This window comes from Pseudomonas haemolytica (assembly GCF_009659625.1).
Taxonomy (GTDB): domain Bacteria; phylum Pseudomonadota; class Gammaproteobacteria; order Pseudomonadales; family Pseudomonadaceae; genus Aquipseudomonas; species Aquipseudomonas haemolytica.
In genome coordinates, this window is the sequence record NZ_VOIW01000002.1 from 73,498 (window position 1) to 92,671 (window position 19,174).

The 19,174-nt window shown below is 61.4% G+C and carries 22 protein-coding genes; 9 read left to right on the forward strand and 13 right to left on the reverse strand.

Annotation, left to right across the window (positions count from 1 at the left end; all coding sequences use genetic code 11):
• The first annotated feature begins 93 nt into the window (after positions 1–93).
• Positions 94–765, forward strand: coding sequence for a Bax inhibitor-1/YccA family protein (locus FRT59_RS06540; protein ID WP_034120190.1), 672 nt, complete (start codon positions 94–96; stop codon positions 763–765).
• Between the two features lie 72 nt (positions 766–837).
• Here FRT59_RS06540 and murB read toward each other — a convergent pair whose 3' ends face one another.
• From murB to FRT59_RS06580, 8 genes are all read right to left on the reverse strand, one after another.
• Positions 838–1,857, reverse strand: a complete 1,020-nt coding sequence (murB, locus tag FRT59_RS06545; protein ID WP_153870739.1) for a UDP-N-acetylmuramate dehydrogenase — start codon at positions 1,855–1,857, stop codon at positions 838–840.
• A complete protein-coding gene (locus FRT59_RS06550) occupies positions 1,854–2,318 on the reverse strand; it encodes a low molecular weight protein-tyrosine-phosphatase (RefSeq protein WP_034120194.1) in 465 nt (154 codons plus the stop codon). Before FRT59_RS06550 ends, murB begins: the two co-directional genes overlap by 4 nt.
• Positions 2,318–3,082, reverse strand: a complete 765-nt coding sequence (gene kdsB, locus FRT59_RS06555; protein ID WP_153870740.1) for a 3-deoxy-manno-octulosonate cytidylyltransferase — start codon at positions 3,080–3,082, stop codon at positions 2,318–2,320. The genes FRT59_RS06550 and kdsB overlap by 1 nt, the downstream gene beginning before the upstream one ends.
• Positions 3,079–3,264 (reverse strand): Trm112 family protein, encoded by a 186-nt coding sequence (locus tag FRT59_RS06560; RefSeq protein WP_003174668.1) that lies wholly within the window; start codon positions 3,262–3,264, stop codon positions 3,079–3,081. Before FRT59_RS06560 ends, kdsB begins: the two co-directional genes overlap by 4 nt.
• A 24-nt stretch (positions 3,265–3,288) precedes the next feature.
• The gene (gene lpxK / locus FRT59_RS06565) at positions 3,289–4,299 is read right to left on the reverse strand and encodes a tetraacyldisaccharide 4'-kinase (protein ID WP_153870741.1); all 1,011 of its coding nucleotides are present in this window, start codon (positions 4,297–4,299) and stop codon (positions 3,289–3,291) included.
• The gene (locus tag FRT59_RS06570) at positions 4,299–4,727 is read right to left on the reverse strand and encodes an ExbD/TolR family protein (protein WP_034120201.1); all 429 of its coding nucleotides are present in this window, start codon (positions 4,725–4,727) and stop codon (positions 4,299–4,301) included. Before FRT59_RS06570 ends, lpxK begins: the two co-directional genes overlap by 1 nt.
• Entirely contained in the window at positions 4,724–5,359 is a 636-nt protein-coding gene (locus FRT59_RS06575) for a MotA/TolQ/ExbB proton channel family protein (protein ID WP_034120356.1), read from the reverse strand. The genes FRT59_RS06570 and FRT59_RS06575 overlap by 4 nt, the downstream gene beginning before the upstream one ends.
• Positions 5,360–5,468: 109 nt before the next feature.
• Entirely contained in the window at positions 5,469–7,682 is a 2,214-nt protein-coding gene (locus FRT59_RS06580; protein ID WP_153871118.1) for a DNA internalization-related competence protein ComEC/Rec2, read from the reverse strand.
• A 147-nt stretch (positions 7,683–7,829) separates the two neighbouring features.
• Here FRT59_RS06580 and FRT59_RS06585 point away from each other — a divergent pair, with 147 nt between their 5' ends.
• The gene (locus FRT59_RS06585; RefSeq protein WP_034120205.1) at positions 7,830–8,345 is read left to right on the forward strand and encodes a DUF2062 domain-containing protein; all 516 of its coding nucleotides are present in this window, start codon (positions 7,830–7,832) and stop codon (positions 8,343–8,345) included.
• A gap of 3 nt (positions 8,346–8,348) precedes the next feature.
• Here FRT59_RS06585 and FRT59_RS06590 read toward each other — a convergent pair whose 3' ends face one another.
• Both FRT59_RS06590 and FRT59_RS06595 read right to left on the reverse strand, forming a co-directional pair.
• A complete protein-coding gene (locus tag FRT59_RS06590) occupies positions 8,349–9,707 on the reverse strand; it encodes a sensor histidine kinase (RefSeq protein ID WP_153870742.1) in 1,359 nt (452 codons plus the stop codon).
• Complete coding sequence (locus FRT59_RS06595) at positions 9,694–10,422, reverse strand: response regulator transcription factor (RefSeq protein ID WP_153870743.1); 729 nt, start codon at positions 10,420–10,422, stop codon at positions 9,694–9,696. The genes FRT59_RS06590 and FRT59_RS06595 overlap by 14 nt, the downstream gene beginning before the upstream one ends.
• A 205-nt stretch (positions 10,423–10,627) precedes the next feature.
• Between FRT59_RS06595 and FRT59_RS06600 the strand changes: the two genes are divergently transcribed.
• The 4 genes from FRT59_RS06600 to FRT59_RS06615 all read left to right on the forward strand — a co-directional run bounded on the left by FRT59_RS06600 (position 10,628) and on the right by FRT59_RS06615 (position 15,384).
• The gene (locus FRT59_RS06600) at positions 10,628–13,381 is read left to right on the forward strand and encodes a response regulator (protein ID WP_198809813.1); all 2,754 of its coding nucleotides are present in this window, start codon (positions 10,628–10,630) and stop codon (positions 13,379–13,381) included.
• 100 nt (positions 13,382–13,481) lie between these two features.
• Positions 13,482–14,471 carry a 2-hydroxyacid dehydrogenase gene (locus FRT59_RS06605; RefSeq protein ID WP_153870744.1) on the forward strand — a complete coding sequence of 330 codons (990 nt, stop codon included), beginning with the start codon at positions 13,482–13,484 and terminating at the stop codon, positions 14,469–14,471.
• Between the two features lie 71 nt (positions 14,472–14,542).
• The gene (locus FRT59_RS06610; RefSeq protein ID WP_153870745.1) at positions 14,543–14,983 is read left to right on the forward strand and encodes a hypothetical protein; all 441 of its coding nucleotides are present in this window, start codon (positions 14,543–14,545) and stop codon (positions 14,981–14,983) included.
• Positions 14,980–15,384 carry an META domain-containing protein gene (locus FRT59_RS06615; protein WP_153870746.1) on the forward strand — a complete coding sequence of 135 codons (405 nt, stop codon included), beginning with the start codon at positions 14,980–14,982 and terminating at the stop codon, positions 15,382–15,384. Before FRT59_RS06610 ends, FRT59_RS06615 begins: the two co-directional genes overlap by 4 nt.
• A gap of 140 nt (positions 15,385–15,524) precedes the next feature.
• Here FRT59_RS06615 and FRT59_RS06620 read toward each other — a convergent pair whose 3' ends face one another.
• A complete protein-coding gene (locus tag FRT59_RS06620; RefSeq protein ID WP_034120212.1) occupies positions 15,525–15,986 on the reverse strand; it encodes a TlpA disulfide reductase family protein in 462 nt (153 codons plus the stop codon).
• A gap of 115 nt (positions 15,987–16,101) precedes the next feature.
• Between FRT59_RS06620 and arsC the strand changes: the two genes are divergently transcribed.
• The 3 genes from arsC to FRT59_RS06635 are packed head-to-tail and all read left to right on the forward strand — an operon-like array spanning position 16,102 to position 17,466.
• Positions 16,102–16,455, forward strand: a complete 354-nt coding sequence (arsC, locus tag FRT59_RS06625; protein ID WP_153870747.1) for an arsenate reductase (glutaredoxin) — start codon at positions 16,102–16,104, stop codon at positions 16,453–16,455.
• A complete protein-coding gene (gene wrbA / locus FRT59_RS06630) occupies positions 16,452–17,066 on the forward strand; it encodes an NAD(P)H:quinone oxidoreductase (RefSeq protein ID WP_034120214.1) in 615 nt (204 codons plus the stop codon). Before arsC ends, wrbA begins: the two co-directional genes overlap by 4 nt.
• Complete coding sequence (locus tag FRT59_RS06635) at positions 17,050–17,466, forward strand: DUF2069 domain-containing protein (RefSeq protein ID WP_034120215.1); 417 nt, start codon at positions 17,050–17,052, stop codon at positions 17,464–17,466. The genes wrbA and FRT59_RS06635 overlap by 17 nt, the downstream gene beginning before the upstream one ends.
• A gap of 106 nt (positions 17,467–17,572) precedes the next feature.
• On the opposite strand, the gene FRT59_RS06640 is transcribed toward FRT59_RS06635, so the two are convergent.
• Both FRT59_RS06640 and ttcA read right to left on the reverse strand, forming a co-directional pair.
• Positions 17,573–18,244, reverse strand: coding sequence for a DNA-3-methyladenine glycosylase I (locus FRT59_RS06640; RefSeq protein WP_034120216.1), 672 nt, complete (start codon positions 18,242–18,244; stop codon positions 17,573–17,575).
• 81 nt (positions 18,245–18,325) lie between these two features.
• Positions 18,326–19,150, reverse strand: a complete 825-nt coding sequence (ttcA, locus tag FRT59_RS06645) for a tRNA 2-thiocytidine(32) synthetase TtcA (RefSeq protein WP_034120217.1) — start codon at positions 19,148–19,150, stop codon at positions 18,326–18,328.
• Positions 19,151–19,174 lie beyond the last annotated feature (24 nt).

The window sequence follows — 19,174 nt, forward strand, 5'->3', positions numbered from 1 at the left end:
TGAAACACACTGTCAAACTCTCTGCATCGCTAGTTACAGAGCGTCTGTTATGATCTTTGCGACTGAACGTTTCAAAACTGAAGGAGTGTCGCCATGCGCGAACAGAATTACGCAGTGAATGGTAACGCGCAGGCTGAGCAGCTTGAAGTCAGCCGCGTCTTGCGCAACACCTACGGCCTGCTCGCCCTTACCCTCGCATTCAGCGGTGTAATGGCGTACGTGGCCCAGCAGATGCGCGTCGGTTATCCAAATATCTTTGTCGTGTTGATCGGCTTCTATGGTCTGTTCTTCCTGACCAACAAGCTGCGCGACTCGGCCTGGGGCCTGGTGTCGGCGTTTGCCTTGACCGGCTTCATGGGCTTCATCCTCGGCCCGATCCTCAACCGTTACCTCGGCATGGCCGGCGGTGCGGAAGTGGTCAGTTCGGCGTTTGCCATGACGGCCCTGGTATTTGGTGGCCTGTCGGCCTACGTGCTGATCAGCCGTAAGGACATGAGCTTCCTGGGTGGCTTCATCACCGCAGGCTTCTTCGTGTTGCTGGCGGCAGTGGTTGCCAGCATGTTCTTCCAGATCAGCGGCCTGCAACTGGCGATCAGCGCAGGTTTTGTGCTGTTTTCCTCGGTGTGCATCCTGTTCCAGACCAGCGCCATCATCCACGGTGGTGAGCGTAACTACATCATGGCGACCGTCAGCCTGTATGTATCGATCTACAACCTGTTTGTCAGCCTGCTGCAGATCTTCGGCATCATGAGCCGCGACGACTGATCAGCTAGCGCATTAAAAAATGCCCCGTATCGCAAGATACGGGGCATTTTTATTTCCAGGCCTGATGAAAGGTCAGTACTGGTTGGGCTCCATTTCCAACTCAACCTTGAAGCGCGTGGCTATATCCTGCTGGATACGTCGCGCCAGGTTGGCAATCTCGCGGCCCGTCGCTGCACCATAGTTGACCAGCACCAGTGCCTGCAGCTTATGCACGCCCGCATCGCCATCACGGAAGCCTTTCCAGCCCGCCTTGTCGATCAGCCAGCCGGCGGCGAGTTTCATTTGCCCATCGGCCTGAGGGTAGGCCACCAGGTCCGGATACTGGCTTTGCAGTTCTGCGGCGAGGGCTTGGGATACCAGTGGGTTCTTGAAGAAGCTGCCGGCGTTGCCCAGCTCCGCCGGGTCGGGCAGTTTTTCACGGCGAATGCTGCAAATTGCCCGGCTCACATCGCTGGGTGTAGCGACGGTGATGCCCTGCGCGGACAGTCGCTGTTGCACCGGGCCATAGTCGAGCTTCAGATGGCTGGCGCGGCTGAGTGCAAAGCGTACCCTCAGGATCAGCCAACGCCCGACTTCATGCTTGAACAGGCTGTCACGGTAAGCAAACTTGCATTCGTCCAGGCTGAAATCCCGCAGCTCGCCCGTCTGGCGATCCAGGGCGGTGAGGCCGGCAAACACATCCTTGATCTCCACGCCGTAGGCACCGATGTTCTGCATCGGCGCCGCACCGACCGTGCCAGGGATCAGGCTGAGGTTTTCCAGGCCGCAGAAGCCGTGTTCAAGGCTCCACAGTACAAACGGATGCCAGGCTTCGCCCGCTTCGGCTTCGACGACCACGTGCACGCCATCGTCGTGCAGCACGCGAATACCTTGGGTTGCCATGCGCACGACCAGGGCAGGAACATCCTGGGTCAGCAGCAGGTTACTGCCGCCACCGATCACCAGCAGCGACACCGCCTGTGCAGCGGCGTAGGCCAGCGCCTCGCGAACATCCGCATCACTGTGGGCCTCGGCAAATAATTGAGCGCGCACGTCGATGCCGAAGCTGTTGAACGGCTTGAGCGATACCTGCGCAAGCACTTGCAAGGTCATAACCGCCCCTTCAATTCGATCACCAATAAATCACAGGCGCGCTCGATCAGGTCCAGGACCCGCTCGAAACCTTGCTCACCTTCATAGTATGGGTCTGGCACCTCGTCCACTTCGCCGTCAAAGCGACGCAGGAACAAATCCAGTTCCGCCTTGCCCTGCCCCGGCTGCATGGCCTTGAGGTTGCGCAGGTTGCTGTGGTCCATGGCCAGGATCAGGTCATAACGCGCAAAGTCGGCGCGGGAGACCTGCTGGGCACGCTGGGACGACAAGTCATAACCACGCTCCAGCGCCGCACGTTGGCTGCGCTGGTCCGGCGGGTTGCCGATATGCCATTCGCCGGTGCCGGCAGACGCCACCTCAACCTGGCCGGCCAAGCCTGCTTCGCGCAGCTTATAGCGCAGCACGCCTTCAGCGGTTGGCGAGCGGCAGATATTGCCCAGGCATACAAACAGGACTTCCATCAGGCGCCCAGCAGGCGACGGACGCGCTCGAGGTCTTCCTGGGTGTCGACACCCGCTGGCGGCGCTTCCAGAGCATCGCCTACATGGATGCGCACGCCGTGCCACAGGGCACGCAGTTGCTCCAGGGATTCCGTGTTTTCCAGCCAGCACGGGCCCCAACTGACGAAATCATGCAGGAAGCCGGCCCGATAGGCGTAGATGCCGATATGGCGGCGATACGGAACACCCTCCGGCAATATATCGCGACTCTTGGCAAAGGCATCCCGCGCCCAAGGCAAGGTCGAACGACTGAAGGTCAGTGCCAGGCCATTAATGTCGCTGACCACTTTCACCACGTTCGGGTTGAACAGCGTCTCGATGTCTTCGATCGGTTCGGCCAAGGTCGCCATGCGCGCTTCACCATGGGCCGCCAGGTTGGCGGCGACCTGGTCGATGACGCCCGGCGGGATCAACGGCTCGTCGCCTTGCACGTTCACCACGATAGCGTCGGGCGCCAGGCCAAGCTTGGTGGCGACTTCGGCCAGGCGATCAGTGCCGGAATTATGGTCTTCGCGGGTCAGTACCGCTTCGGCACCAAAACCTTTGCACGCCTCGATAATTCGCGGGTCATCGGTGGCCACTACCACCCGCTCGGCGCTGCTTTTGCACGCTTGTTCCCACACCAGCTGAATCATCGGCTTATTGCCGATCATTTGCAGCGGCTTGCCCGGCAGGCGCGTCGAGGCATAGCGCGAGGGAATGACAACGGTAAAGGCGGTGGTCATTTATCCAGGCGCTCATCGGTAGTCAGGGTACGGGCTTCGCTTTCGAGCATGACCGGGATGCCGTCACGGATAGGGTAAGCCAGGCCGGCACCTTTGCTGATCAGCTCGGTTTTGTCGGCGCTGAGCTTGAGCGGGCCTTTGCAGATCGGGCAAGCGAGGATGTCGAGCAGTTTGGTGTCCATGAATGTTTCCTGGAAAGAAGCGTTTTAAGGCAAGAGACGGTTGGGCAGCAGACGCATCAGCTGCGTGTCGAACCAGGCGACAAACGCCGGCGACGGTACCGCATCCACCGCAAGGTACCACCAGTCGGGCTGGGCAAAGGCGCGGCACTTCACCGCGTCCTTTTCGGTCATGACCAGCGGCAATGACGGCGTAAAATTCAAGACCTCGGCGCTATAGGGCGCGTGGTCGGCAAAAGCATGGGGTATCGGCTGCCAGTGTAGCGTTTCAAGGGTATTGAAGAAACGTTGCGGATTGCCAATACCGGCGACTGCATGCACCTGCTGGCCCATCGGAAAGTGCGTGACCGGCTGGCGCTCGCCGCTGTGCAGATTGACCAGCGCGGTGGGCCGCAAGCGGAAGGCAAAGCCATCTTCACGGTCCGAACCGGCACCGTTATAGAGCAGCGCATCGACACTCTGCAGGCGCTCCACCGGCTCGCGCAACGGCCCGGCCGGCAGGCAACGGCGATTGCCCAGGCCGCGGGCGGCATCGATCAGCACCAGTTCGAGATCGCGGGCCAGGCGGTAATGCTGCAAGCCGTCGTCGGAAAGGATCAGGTCTAGCGGTTCGCTGGCAAGCAGGGCCTTTACCGCACGGCTGCGGTCGGGGTCGATCATCAACGCTACGCCGCTGCGCTGCACGATCAGCAAGGGTTCGTCGCCAGCCACCTCGGCGCTGTTGCTGGCCTCGACTCGCCACGGAAACTGAGGCGGCTTGGCACCGTAGCCACGGCTGACCACGCCCACGCGCAAACCGCTGCGCCGGCAGTGTTCGATCAACCACAGGATCAACGGCGTCTTGCCGGTACCTCCAACGGTGATATTACCGACCACCACCACCGGCACCGGCGATTGATAAATCTCGCCCTCGCCCGCCACGAAGCGGTCACGCTTACGTTGCACCACCCGGCGATACAGGGATTCCAGCGGTCGCAACAATACCAATGCCGGATGGCCCTCGTACCAGGCCTTGAGCAAACGATCGGACATGGCCATCAGGGCGGGCCCGCCGCCTCGACGGTGGTCATGCGCAAATGGCTGAAACCGAGCTTGCCGGCAGCGTCCATGGCGGTGATCACGGCTTGATGCTGCGTCTTGCCGTCAGCGCTGATGGAGAGCGGCAGTTGGGTGTCACCACCGGACTCCTTCTGCAACGCCTCCATCAGGCTGGCGAGGTCATTCTTCGCCAGCAACTGGTTATTCACCGAGAACACGCCATCAGCGCTGATGGCGATATCCAGTTGCTTGACCTGCTGGTCTTCGGCAGGCGAACCGCTCACCGCTTCAGGCAAGTCGACACGCAGCTGGGTTTCTCGGGTGAAGGTGGTGGTCACGACAAAAAACAGCAGCAGGATAAACACCACGTCGATCAACGATGCAAGGTTGATATCGACATTTTCCCGTTGCTTGCGGCGAAATTTCACGCTCTGCCCTCAACCAGGTCCACGTCACGGTCTCCCTGCACCACTTCCACCAGCTTGATGGCTTCCTGCTCCATGCCGACCACCAGCTCATCGATGCGACGTTGCAGGAAGCGATGGAAGAACACCGAGGGAATACCCACCATCAGGCCTGCTGCCGTGGTGATCAAGGCCTTGGAGATGCCCCCGGCCAATACCGCCGCGTTGGTGGTCATGCCCGAGCCCATGAACGAGCTGAAGATATCGATCATGCCCAGCACCGTCCCGAGCAAACCGAGCAAGGGCGCCATGGCGGCGATAGTACCGAGGGCATTGATGTAGCGTTCCAGCTCATGGATAACCCGGGCAGCCGCTTCTTCAATGCACTCTTTCATGATCTCGCGGCCATGCTTGGAGTTGGCCAGGCCGGCAGCGAGGATTTCACCCAGCGGCGAATTGGCGCGCAGTTCCTTGAGCTTTTGCTTGTCGAGCTGCTTGTTCTTGATCCAGCCCCAGACCTGCCCCAGCAGGTGCTCGGGGGTAACGCGACTGGCGCGCAGGGTCCACAGGCGTTCGGCAACGATGCCGAGTGCGGCGATGGAGCTCAGAATGATCGGCAACATCATCCAGCCGCCGGATTTGACCAATTCCCACACAGTGAATGCCCCCTCGAAAAAGTGCGCCACTTTACCATATAGGTTCGGCAGCGGGGTTCGTCGGCTACAGGCCCGCCTATCGCAGGCCCAAGTCTTTGGTAACGCCGGATTACGGTAACGGTTCGCGCCAGAAACGGCGTTGACTGCGCGCAACAGTCGGTGCCTGGAACGCACCCAAACGCAGGCTCACGGCACCCTGCTCAGCGCTGTCATAAACCCGGCTGCCCAGTGCCCGATAGCGCGCCATTACCTGTGGGTGAGGATGGCCGTACGCATTGCTGCGCCCACGGGAAATCAGCACCGATGTCGGCGCCAGCCGCTGCAGGAAGGGCCAGGACGAAGAACTGCGGCTGCCATGGTGCGGGGCCTGCAGCCAATCGGTGGGTACCGCCAGCGGCGAGGCCAGGAATGCCTGTTCGGCGGCGCGATCGATATCGCCGGTGAGCAGCAAGCGTTCGCCATTGGCCTCGACCTGCAATACGCAGGATCTCGGATTGCCATCAATCGCACCCGCCCACTGCCACAGTTCAAATGACACGCCATCCCATTCCCACCGCTCGCCACTGGCACAGGGCTGGGTATCAAGAAACCGTGGCAAGCCCTCGGTTTCGCCACCCACCACGCGCTTGACGGACAGCCCGCGGGCCACCGCCGCTGCACCGCCAGCGTGATCGGCGTCGGCGTGACTGAGCAACATCATGTCCAACTGCCCTACCCCGAGCTTTTTCAACGCCGGCAAGACGACCCGTGCGCCCAGGTCGACGGGCCCTGCCCGGGGCCCGGCATCGTAGAGCAAGGTGTGATGGCGAGTGCGCAGGATCAGGGCCTGCCCCTGACCGACATCCAGCTGCACCACGTCTACCTGCCCGTGAGGTATCGACTCCCTGGGTGGAAACACCGCCAACAACAGCATGGGCCAACCCAGCAACCGAAACGGCAGCCCCTTGGGCAATAGCAAAATAACCGCGCCGGCCAGGCTCACCAGCCAATAGCCCAAAGGCACCTCGGCCGGTATCCAGGCAGGCAGTCGCACAGCGAGCAGCGTCAGGCCCTTGAACAACCCGTCCAGCGCGCCACCCGCCAACCAAAGCAAACCGTCGCCGGCCAATGGCACCCACAGCAACAATGTACCCAGCAGCGCCAAAGGCAGCACCACCAGGCTGATCCACGGCACGGCAAACAGGTTGGCCACGGGTGCGCTGAGGCTGATGGGCAAACCCAGCGCGAGCAAAATGGGAAACAAGCCAATGGCGATCAACCACTGGGGACGGGTCCATGCCTGCCAGACGCTCCACGGCCCCAGGCGCCCGCTGAATGCCAGCACCAGCACTGCGACGGCCGCAAACGACAACCAGAACCCCGGCTGCAAACTGGCCAAGGGCTCAAGCACCAGCACGCCATTCAACGCCAGCAACAACGGCCACCAGACACCCAAATGACGGAAGCGCAAACGCCATAGCAATACCAAGCCCACCATGACACAGGCCCGCTGCACCGGCACGCCGAACCCCGCCAGCAGTCCATAACCCAGCGCCCCGGTAAACGCTAAACCACACGCCCACGGCAGCCACGGCCAGGTTCGGGGCCAGCAACCATAGCGGGCCAACAAAGCGATCAGGCCGTAGAGCAACCCCGCCAACAAGCCTATGTGCTGCCCGGAAATCACTAGCAGATGCACCGTGCCCGTACCCTGCAGCACCTGCCAATCTTCAGGCGCAAGCCCGGAGCCATCGCCCAGTACCAACGCCGCCAGCCCCGCTTCGCGGCCTTGGGCATCCACAGCCATCAACCGCTGGCGAACAGCATCACGCCAGGCATTGCGGGCCGGCGCCAGGCGCTCACCGTCCTTTACTGTCGCTGTGGCGCCGATACGCTGGGCCAGCAGCCAGGCTTCGTAGTCGAAGCCATGAAAATTGAGCAAGCCGGCAGGCCGCTTCAGCGTCAATGCCAGACGCCAGCGCTCTCCGCTGTTTACCGCTGGCCCAGCATGCCAAGACACGCGGATGCGCTTGGGTAGCCGCGCATTGCGCGACCGACTGTCGGCCAGTTCGAAGCGCACTCCCGTGCCGGTCTTTTGCGGCAAGCCGATTACACGCCCTTCCACCCAGCGCGTTTGCCCGTCCAGCGCCGGTTGCAAACGGTCATCCAGCGCCCACTGCGCACTGATACAGGCCCAGCTCAAACCCACCAGGAAGAACGCCAAGGGATAGGTGCGAAAAGGCAATAACATCAAGGCCAGTACCAGCATTGCCAGTAACCCAGCGCCAGGCGCCAGTGCCGGTAACCAACGCAACGCAAGCAAGCCCAGCGCCAACGCCAACATCCCTGTTTTCATGGATCATCCTTTTCCAGTGATCCACTCAGTCTTAGCCGGGTGACCGACAGCGCCTATGATGTTTTGTCACAAAGTCTGAATTTTCTGTTTATAGAATCCGGGCATACTTGCCCCTCAAACTGACCTGGAACCCTTATGCCCCGGCGCTTATTCAAACGGTACATGCCAGATCCCGCCCATATCAGGGAACATAAGTCCTTACAGTTTTTGGGTACCTTGCTGCATGACCCGAACCTCTGGCACCTGAACCGGCACTCAGTGGCACGCGCCATGGCCGTGGGGTTGTTCGCGGCGTTTATACCGATTCCGTTCCAGATGTTGCTCGCCGCGGTCCTGGCCATTGCAGTGCGCGGCAATATGCCGATCGCCGTGAGCCTGGTGTGGCTGACCAACCCGATCACGATGCCGGTGGTGTTCCTCTGTACCTACATGACCGGCGCCTGGTTGATGAACGTACCGCCGCGCAGCCTGCCCGACGACCTGACCTGGGAATGGATCAGCAGCCAGTTGAGCACGCTGTGGCAGCCGTTCCTGCTGGGTTCGGTGGTATTGGGGTTGGTATTGGGGGCGTTGGCTTATTGCCTGACCATGGCGTACTGGCGCTGGTGGGTTGCGCACCAGTGGAAAAAACGCAAATTGCGCCGGCGCTGAGTGTTAACACGCCAGCAAGCGCAGATGCACCCGCAAGCCCTGCCCGGTATTTTCCGCCCATAAGCGCCCGCCCTGACGCTGCACGGCGTTGCGGGCAATGCTCAGCCCCAGGCCGAAACCACCATCGCCGGGCCGCGAGCCGTCCAAGCGGGTAAAGGGCGCAAAGATGCGCTCCAAATCCCGCTCATCAATACCGCCGCCCTGATCCTCCAGCCAGATATGCCAATAGTCCCCCTCGCGACACCCGTCAAGTTGCACTGAGCCATCGTCGGGGGAATGGCGTATGGCGTTGCGCAGGATATTTTCCAGGGCCTGGGCCAATGCATTCAGGTTGCCGCGCACCCAACTGTCCGCCGGCAATAGGCACGGCAAGCGCGACGCCGGCCAGTGGCTTTCGAAACAGGCGTTTTCCCGCAACATGTCCCACAACGCCTGGAGCTGAATGTCTTCCTGGGGCAACGGCGCTGTTTCACTGTCGAGCCAAGCCAGTTGCAGGCTGTCTTCCACCAGGCGCTGCATGGCGTCGATTTCCCGACTCAGGCGCTCACGCAGCCTGGCCGGGTCTTGCTCACTGTCGCAGGCCACCCGCAGGCGGCTCAAAGGTGTGCGCAATTCATGGGACATGTCGCGCAGCAACTGCTGTTGCAAGCGCACCGTGCCCTGCAAGCGTTCGGACATATGGTCAAAGGCACGCCCCAGTTCGCCGAGCTCGTCCTGACGACTGGTCGCATCCCGGGACATGCGCGTATTCAATTGATCCGCACGCCAGGCATTGGCCTGCTCACGTAATTGATTGAGAGGCATGATCAGCAGCCGATAGAGGCCAATGCACAACAACAGGGTAAACAGGCCCGGGATCACGCCATTGGTGACCACCCGCCAGAACAGTTGATAGCGCCCGGGCATAAAGCGCTGCGGCAGTTCGATCACCAGCGATCCCACGCCAGGGTCAACCGGGAACGGCACCTTCATCCAGGGTAAACCTATGACATGCCGGCTGACCGGCCAATCCAACCCGCGCAAAAAGGTCAGGCGCTGGCTTTCCTTGTCCCTCAGAGGCGTGCTGCTGAGGGATTGCAGGTCGTTACCGATCACGCCGACCCAAGTGGTTTCACGCTTGGCCATCAGTTGCAGCCAGGCATCCACGCCGGCGCTGCCTTGTGTGCTCCACGCCAGCTCTGCGCCTGCGGCGTAACCACTGAGAATCTCCCGCGACTTGTCCGACAGGTACGCGCTCTGCTGCTCCATGTAGCGGCCCCACGACCAACTGAGCCAAATCATCAGCAAACAGAAGGCGATCAACAGGCAGGCCAACTTCCAGAACAACGAGTGTTTGCCGGGCAATCGCTCAAAGCCCTGCATCAGGACCGCTCAGCACATAACCCTTGCCCCACACGGTGCGCACTTCGCGCTCGGCATAGCCGATGGCCTTGAGCTTGCGGCGAATCTGGCTGACGTGCATGTCGAGGCTGCGGTCATGGGGCGCATAACCGCGCTGCAGCACGTGCTGATACAGGAAAGCTTTGCTGAGGACTTCTTCAGCATTGCGCTGCAGGGTTTCCAGCAAGCGGTATTCGCTGCGCGTCAGCCCCGCCCACTGTTCCTGGCAGGCCACATCACAGCGTTCATCATCGAAATGCAATACCCGCACATCCTCTCGCACCACTGGCTGCGGCGGTTCAGGCCGGCGATCCAGGGCAACGCGGCGCAGGATCGCTTCAATGCGCACGCGCAGTTCAACCATGCTGAACGGTTTGGGCAAGTAGTCATCGGCCCCCAGGCGAAAGCCGCTGATACGATCGGCTTCGGCGCCGAGCGCCGACATCAGGATCACCGGCATGGCATGGCTCTGGCGCAAATGGGTGAGAATCGACAGCCCGTCCAACCCCGGCAACAGGATGTCCATCAACACCAGGTCGAACGCCTGGTCGCGGGCCATTTGCAGGCCCTGCTGACCGTTCTGGCACCACGTCACCTGGAAACCACTGCGGCCGAGCTGCTCATGCACGTAGGCCCCCAGGACAGGGTCATCTTCAATGGTCAGGATAGTGGGTAGGCCAACTGTTGCGGGAGTCATTAGCGTCTGCAAGTCATTCTCAATCACTGATTATTCAAGATTAAATGGTTACAGGCAATCGCCACCCGGCGCCGAATGGCCCGAAGATTGCCGTATGTCATTAATTTGCAAGATTCCAGGCCGTGCAAATGGCTACACTGCGCAGGTGGCGCGGGCCGGATGCCTGCGTGGATAATTGATAACAACGTGGTAGCAGGAGAGTGGCGTGCTTAGAAGAATGGGGATAAAAGGCCGCGTACTGTTGCTGACCTTATTACCGACCAGCCTGATGGCCCTGTTATTGGGAGGCTATTTCACCTGGATGCAACTGTCGGAGTTGCAGAGCCAGTTGCTGCAACGCGGAGAAATGATCGCCGAACAATTGGCGCCGCTGGTAGCGCCCGCCTTGGGCCACAAGAACACCGACCTGCTGGAGCGCATCGCCACCCAATCCCTGGAGCAACCGGACGTGCGTGCCGTGTCATTTCTCGCTCCAGACCGTTCGTCCCTGGCCCACGCCGGCCCGACCATGCTTAACCAGCCGCCCACCGGCAACAGTTCGCACCTGTTGCAACGCACCGGCAACGACGCCACTCGCTACCTGCTGCCGGTATTTGGCCGCCATCGCAACCTGGCGGGCGACCTCATCCCCGATGAGTCTGACCGCCTGCTGGGTTGGGTCGAGGTGGAGCTGTCCCACAACGGCATGTTGCTGCGCGGCTACCGCAGCCTGTTCGCCAGCCTGTTGTTGATCGCCATCGGCCTGATGGGTACCGCTGCCCTCGCCCTGCGGATCAGCCGCAGCATCAACTCGCCCATTGGCAAAATCAAACAGGCCGTGGCCCAGCTCAAGGACGGGAACCTGGAAACACGTCTGCCACTGCTGGGCAGCCAGGAACTGGACCAGCTCGCGTCGGGCATCAACCGCATGGCCGAAACCCTGCAAAATGCCCAGGAAGAGCTGCAACACAGCATCGACCAGGCCACCGAAGACGTGCGCCAGAACCTGGAAACCATCGAGATCCAGAACATCGAGCTGGACCTGGCACGCAAGGAGGCCCTGGAGGCCAGCCGCATCAAGTCGGAGTTCCTGGCCAATATGAGCCATGAGATCCGCACGCCGCTCAACGGTATCCTCGGTTTTACCCACCTGCTGCAAAAAAGCGAACTGTCGCCGCGCCAGCTGGATTACCTGGGCACCATCGAAAAGTCCGCCGATAACCTGTTGGGCATCATCAACGAGATCCTCGATTTCTCGAAGATTGAAGCCGGCAAGCTGGTACTCGACAGCGTGCCCTTCAACCTGCGGGACTTGCTGCAAGACACCCTTACCATCCTCGCCCCCGCCGCGCATGCCAAGCAGCTCGAACTGGTCAGCCTGGTGTACCGCGACACGCCGCTGGCGTTGGTGGGCGACCCTCTGCGCCTCAAGCAGATCCTGACCAACCTGATCAGCAACGCGATCAAGTTCACCCGCGAAGGCACCATCGTTGCCCGGGCGATGATCGAGGACGAACAGGAAGACAGCGTGCAGTTGCGCATCAGTGTGCAAGACACCGGCATCGGCCTGTCCAACCAGGATGTACGCGCGCTGTTTCAGGCCTTCAGCCAGGCCGACAACTCGCTGTCGCGCCAGCCTGGCGGTACCGGCCTGGGCCTGGTGATCTCCAAGCGCTTGATCGAGCAGATGGGCGGCGAAATCGGCGTCGACAGCACACCGGGCGAAGGCTCGGAGTTCTGGATCAGCCTGAACCTGCCAAAGACCCGCGATGACGTTGAAGACCTGCCCGCCCCGCCGCTGCTGGGGCGCCGTGTGGCAGTGCTGGAGAACCACGAACTGGCGCGCCAGGCCCTGCAACATCAGTTGGAAGACTGCGGCCTGGAAGTCACACCGTTCAACAGCCTGGAAAGCCTGACCAACGGCATTACCAGTGCGCACCAGACCGAACAGGCGATCAGCCTGGCCGTGCTCGGCGTCACCGCCAATGACATTCCGCCCGAGCGCCTCAACCAGCATTTGTGGGACCTTGAACACCTGGGCTGCAAGGTCCTGGTGCTGTGCCCGACCACCGAGCAGATGCTGTTCAACCAATCGGTGCCCAACCCCAACAGCCAGTTGCAGGCCAAACCCGCCTGTACACGTAAGTTGCGCCGCTCACTGGCCGACCTGATCAGCCCACGCCCTTCGCGCAGCGAACCGGGCGAGCCGCTGTCCAGCCGTGCGCCGCGAGTGCTGTGTGTGGACGACAACCCGGCCAACCTGTTGCTGGTACAAACCCTGCTGGAAGACATGGGCGCCAAGGTGCAGGCGGTGGAAAGCGGTTATGCGGCCATCGATGCGGTGAAGCAGGAAACCTTCGACCTCGTATTAATGGACGTGCAAATGCCCGGCATGGACGGGCGCCAAAGCACCGAGGCGATCCGCCAGTGGGAAAGCGAACGCCACGGCACGCCGCTGCCGGTGGTCGCCCTCACGGCCCATGCCATGGCCAACGAAAAACGTGCCCTGCTGCAAAGCGGCATGGACGATTACCTGACCAAGCCGATCAGTGAGCGGCAGTTGGCCCAGGTGGTGTTGAAGTGGACCGGCCTGGCCCTGCGCAACCAAGGCCCGGAGCGCGTCAACGATGGCCTGGCCCAGGGCGTGCAACTGCTGGTGCTCGACCACGAGGAAGGCCTGCGCCTGGCCGCCAACAAGGCCGACCTGGCCGCCGATATGCTTGCCATGCTGCTGGCCTCTCTGGAAGCCGACCGCCTGGCGATTACGCTCGCCCGTGAAGCCAATGACAACCACGCCCTGATCGAACGCGTGCACCGCCTGCACGGCGCCACGCGCTACTGCGGCGTGCCACAACTGCGTGCAGCCTGCCAACGCGCCGAAACCCTGCTCAAGCAGGATGATGCCAAGGCCACGGCGGCGCTGGATGAACTGGACATGGCGATTACGCGATTGGCCAGTGAAGCCAGAGTCAGCGCCTGACGCAATTCTATGGACAACACCAATCAAAATGTGGGGGGGGGCAAGCCCCCTCCCATATTCAGTCAGCATTTCAACTTGTAAATTGCAGGGAGCCTTTTTAATGCGCGTCATTCTTTTCAGCAGCCAAACCTACGACCGCGACAGCTTCCTCGGCGAACCACTGCCCAAAGGTGTGGAACTTCAATTCCAACCCGCCCGCCTCAACCTCGACACCGTTGCCCTGGCCGAACATCACGAAGTGGTCTGCGCCTTTATCAACGATGACCTCAGTGCACCGGTGCTGGAGCAGTTAGCCAAGGGCGGCACGCGCTTGATTGCGCTGCGCTCGGCCGGCTACAACCATGTCGACTTGCCAGCCGCCAAACGCCTGGGCCTGACCATCGTGCGCGTGCCCGCGTATTCGCCCCACGCCGTAGCGGAACACGCCGTGGCGCTGATCCTGGCCCTCAACCGCCGCCTGCACCGTGCCTACAACCGTACCCGCGACGGTGATTTCAGCCTGCACGGGCTCACCGGTTTCGATTTGGTCGGCAAAACCGTCGGCGTGGTCGGCACCGGGCAGATCGGCGCGACCTTCGCCAAGATCATGGCCGGCTTCGGCTGCCAGCTGCTGGCCTATGATCCCTTCCCCAACCCGCAGGTGCAGGCCCTGGGCGCCCGCTATGTGAGCCTCCCCGACTTGCTGGCCGAGGCGCAGATCATCAGCCTGCACTGCCCTCTGACCGCTGACAGCAAGCACCTGATCAATGCCCGTTCCCTGGCGCAGATGCAGCCCGGCGCAATGCTGATCAATACCGGCCGCGGTGGCCTGGTCGATACCCCGGCGCTGATCGAAGCGCTCAAGGTTGGCCAGTTGGGTTACCTGGGGCTGGATGTGTACGAGGAAGAGGCCCAGCTGTTTTTCGAGGACCGCTCGGACCTGCCCCTGCAAGACGACGTACTCGCCCGCCTGCTGACCTTCCCCAACGTGATCATCACCGCACACCAGGCGTTCCTCACTCGCGAAGCCCTGGCGGCCATTGCTGGCACCACGCTGGCCAACATTGCAGCATGGGCCAATGGCCGGGCGCAGAACCTGGTCGAGGGATGATCAGCGGTCACATACCAGGCTCATGATAGGCCGGCACCCGTGATAGGATGCCGCGCCTATTTGGAGGATCCATGGCCGAACACGATTTCCGCTTCAGCTTGCTGAGCCCGCAACACACCCTGATCGAATGCCGCGCCCTGGTGCCGGGCCGCTACCAGGTCACCGGCAACGGTGGTTCGATCAAGCATGGCGACGTCCTGATCGTCACCCTGCGCGGCAGTAAAACCCTGTCTATGCGCCTGACCGTCGAAGGTGACGCGCGCTACTCCATCCGCCCGGCTGGCCAATGGGTCGCCATGGCCCTGGGGCCGAAGTTTGGCGAACTGGAGATTCACACCTGGAAGGCCAATTGCGACAGCTGCGACGCCGTGCTCGAGTTTGAATTCGCGGTGGAAACCAAGCTGACCAAAGAACCGCTGCAACCGGCCGCCAACGCACGCATCAAAGAACTCGGCTGGGCCAGCGAAGGCGACAAGCACCGCTGCCCGAAATGCCAGCAGGCCGCACAATGAAAGGCGCGTTGCTGCTCGCCGCAATCGGTGTGGGCCTGACGGGCTGCGCGGCGGATGGCGCGAAGCTCGAGCGCGACCACAGCTACGTGGTGGAGTGGATCGGTGAGCGGCCGCTGATGGACTACGCGCACCTGACCGTCACGCTCGGCGCAGATGGCCGTGCCTATGGCAACGGCGGCTGCAACCACTGGTTCGCGCCGTACACCGTCGAGGGCGACAAGCTCAGCTTCGGTCAGCTCGGCAGCACGCGCAAACTCTGCGCCGAAGCCCTGATGGAGCAGGAGCATCGCTTCTTCCAGGCCCTGCAAGGCGTGCAGCGTTGGGACATCTCGCCAATCGACCAGACGCGTTTCTGGCCGGCCGAGGGCAAGCCGATTCGCTTGTGGCTTGAAGAAGGCTGATATCCCACTTTCGGGATTGACTGGATCTAAATGTGGGAGGGGGCTTGCTCCCGATGGCAGTGTGTCGGGCACTACAGGTGCTGGCTGACACACCGCTATCGGGAGCAAGCCCCTCCCACATTTGATTGGGGACAAATCTGTCAGCCGCGCAAGGCTTTAAGCTTGGCCAACACACCTTCCGCCGTCTGCTCACCCATCAATTGCTCCCGCACCTTACCCTTGTCATCAATGATGTAGGTCACCGGCAATGCCTCGCTGCGCGGGATCTCGAAGATCCCATCCGGGTTCTGGGCCAGTACCGTGAACTTGATCCCCAGCTTGTCGCTGGCAGCTTTCAGCTCTTCACCCTGCACATTGTCGAAGTTGACCCCGAACACCCCCACACCCTGCCCTTTCACTTGCTCAGCCAGCGCGTTGAGCTCGGGGATTTCCGTGCGGCACGGGCCACACCATTCGGCCCAGTAGTTGACCACCAGCCACTGTTTGTCCAAGCGTTCGGCCGCCACTTTCTGGCCATATTGGTCAACGCCGTAATCGTTACCACAGCCGCTGAGCAGCAGGGTTGTGATGATCGCCAATGCACCGATCAGTCGCCTTGTCATGGGGTATTCCTTTGCAAAAATGAACATGGGCTGCGACCTATCGCCTCTTACGGTTTAAGGACAGGCGCCAGCGCAGGTAGAATACCTGCCACCTTACGCAAGATGCGACCCGCACATGACCGATCTGACGCTTTATCACAACCCGCGCTGCTCGAAATCCCGCGGTGCGCTCGAACTGCTTGAAGCTCGCGGCCTCACCCCAAAGGTGGTGCGCTACCTGGAAACCCCACTCGATGCAGCGCAAATCAAGGCCCTGCTGAAAAAACTGGGGATCAGCGCACGCCAATTGCTGCGCACGGGCGAAGACGAATACAAAACCCTCGATTTGGCCGACGCCAGCCTCAGCGAAGCGCAATTGATCGCCGCTATCGCAGCCCATCCCAAGCTGATGGAGCGCCCGATCCTGGAAACCACCACTAAAGCCATCATTGGCCGCCCGCCCGAGAATGTGCTGGAGATCCTGCCGTGAGCGCGCCCTATGTGCTGGTGTTGTATTACAGCCGCAACGGCGCGGTGAGCGAGATGGCCCGGCAGATTGCCCGGGGCATTGAACAAGGCGGCATGGAAGCACGACTGCGCACAGTGCCGGCGATTTCCACCGAGTGCGAAGCCGTGGCGCCGAGCATTCCCGACGAAGGTGCGCTGTATGCCAGCCTGGATGACCTGAAGCACTGCTCGGGCCTGGCCCTGGGCAGCCCGACCCGCTTCGGCAATATGGCCGCGCCGCTCAAGTACTTCCTCGACGGCACCAGTAACCTGTGGCTCACCGGCGCGTTGGTCGGCAAGCCTGCCGGCGTGTTCACCTCCACCGCCAGCCTGCATGGCGGCCAGGAAACTACGCTGATGTCGATGCTACTGCCGCTGTTGCACCACGGCATGCTGATCACCGGCCTGCCCTACAGCGAGCAGGCGCTGCTCGACACCCAGGGCGGCGGGACGCCATATGGCGCCAGCCACCATTCCGGGCCTGACGGCAAGCGCATGCTCGATCAACATGAAATCACCCTGTGCCGGGCCCTCGGCCTGCGCCTGGCCAAGACCGCCACGCTGCTGGAGAACGGCCGTGGCCAGGAAGCCTAAGGTCCTGCCATCCCAGGCGTGGCTGGAACCACGGGTCAAGATTGCACGCGCACTGAGCCTGCTGGCGTTTTTCAGCCTGGTGGGCTTGTTGTGCGTGTACTACCTGTTCATCGCCGATCTGCACGGGGCGCGCCCATGGGTGATCCTGCTGATCGAACTGGTGCCGCTGCTGGTGCTGGCGCCAGGGATGATCATCGGCAGTGCCCGCGGGCATTCGTGGATGTGCTTTGTGGTGAACCTGTATTTCATCAAGGGCGCACTGGCGGCGTACGATCCGAACCGCCAGTGGTTCGGGGTGCTGGAGATGCTGGCGAGCCTGGCGGTGTTTTGTACGGCGCTGCTGTATGTGCGCTGGCGGCATCAGTTGAATCGGCGGTTGGCTGAAGCCCCGGGGGCCTGAAAGTCCGTCTTCGCGAGCAAGCCCGCTCCCACATTTGTCCGCATACATCCTTTGGAATGCGGTCGAATGTGGGAGCGGGCTTGCTCGCGAAGGAATCACCGCGGTCTCAATGATTCACCGTATACGCCAACATCATCGACAACTGGCACATCGGCCGCCCACTCTCGGCATGCCACTGGTTGAACGCGCCCTGCACCGTCGCCAAGTCCCGCAGGCTGGTCGGTGCCTTGTCGACGATCTTCTGTGCGTTCAACGCCGCCACCACGTCGTAGCTGGGCACAAACGTATCCTTGCCCACCATCCGCAGAAACCGTGGCGCCGACAGCCCACCCAACTGGTGGCCGTGCTTGCTCAGGTATTTCCATAGCCCGACGATATCGGTCACCGGCCAATCGGCGACAAACGCACCGAAACTGCCCTTTTCCTGCTCGATATCGAGGATCATCTGCGCATTGCGCGGCACACTCTTGAGCTTGCCCAGGTGGCGAATGATCCGCGTGTCCTGCATCAGGCGCTCCAGGTGCTCGGCACCCATCAGCACGACTTTTTCCGGGTCGAAGCCGAAAAACACCTGCTCGAACGCCGGCCACTTGGCATCGACCACGCTGTGCTTCAAGCCAGCGCGAAACACCCGCAGCGCCAAGGTCGACAGGTAGCGGTCATCAGTAATCTTGCGCAATTGCGCCGGGGTCTTGGGCACAGGCAGATGGGCTTCCAACTCGGCCGCCGAACCGAAGCGGTTCAGACAATATTCGTGCAGCCACTTGTAATCGCGCATGCCCTCTCCTGGCAGTTGAATTCTGGGATTGAAATTGAAAACGGCGCCCGCAAGCGCCGTGTACTAGAGCCTTGATGAGGCTCAGAGGTTCACTACATTGACGAAACGCGAGGCGGCCGTCTCATCGATTTTCAGGCTGGTGAAGTCGAACAGGTTGCGGTCGGCCAACTGTGACGGGATGACATTTTGCAGGCTGCGGAAGATGCTTTCGGTACGCCCAGGGGTCTTGCGCTCCCAGTCCACCAGCATGTCCTTGACCACCTGGCGCTGCAGGTTTTCCTGGGAGCCGCACAGGTTGCAGGGGATGATCGGGAATTGCTTGAAGTCGGAATAGGCCTGGATGTCCTTCTCGTTGCAATACGCCAGCGGGCGGATCACCACGTTGCGCCCGTCATCGGCACGCAGCTTGGGCGGCATGGCCTTGAGGGAGCCGTTGAAAAACATATTGAGGAAGAAGGTCTCGACGATGTCATCGCGGTGATGCCCCAGGGCCATCTTGGTCGCGCCGATTTCGTCGGCAAAGGTATAGAGCGTGCCACGGCGCAGGCGCGAGCACAGCGAGCAGGTGGTCTTGCCTTCCGGGATCAGCTCCTTGACCACCGAGTAGGTGTCTTTCTCGACGATGTGGTACTCGATGCCCAGTTCTTTCAGATAAGCCGGCAGCACGTGCTCGGGGAAGCCTGGCTGTTTCTGGTCCATGTTGACGGCCACGATCTCGAACTTGATCGGCGCAACCTTTTGCAGGTGCAACAACACGTCGAGCATGGTGTAGCTGTCTTTGCCGCCGGAGAGGCAGACCATGACCTTGTCGCCGTCCTCGATCATGTTGAAATCGGCGACCGCTTCACCGGCCAGGCGACGCAGGCGTTTTTGCAGTTTGTTCTGGTTGACCGTAAGAGTGCCCATGGCGCTTGGATCCACTGAAGGTGT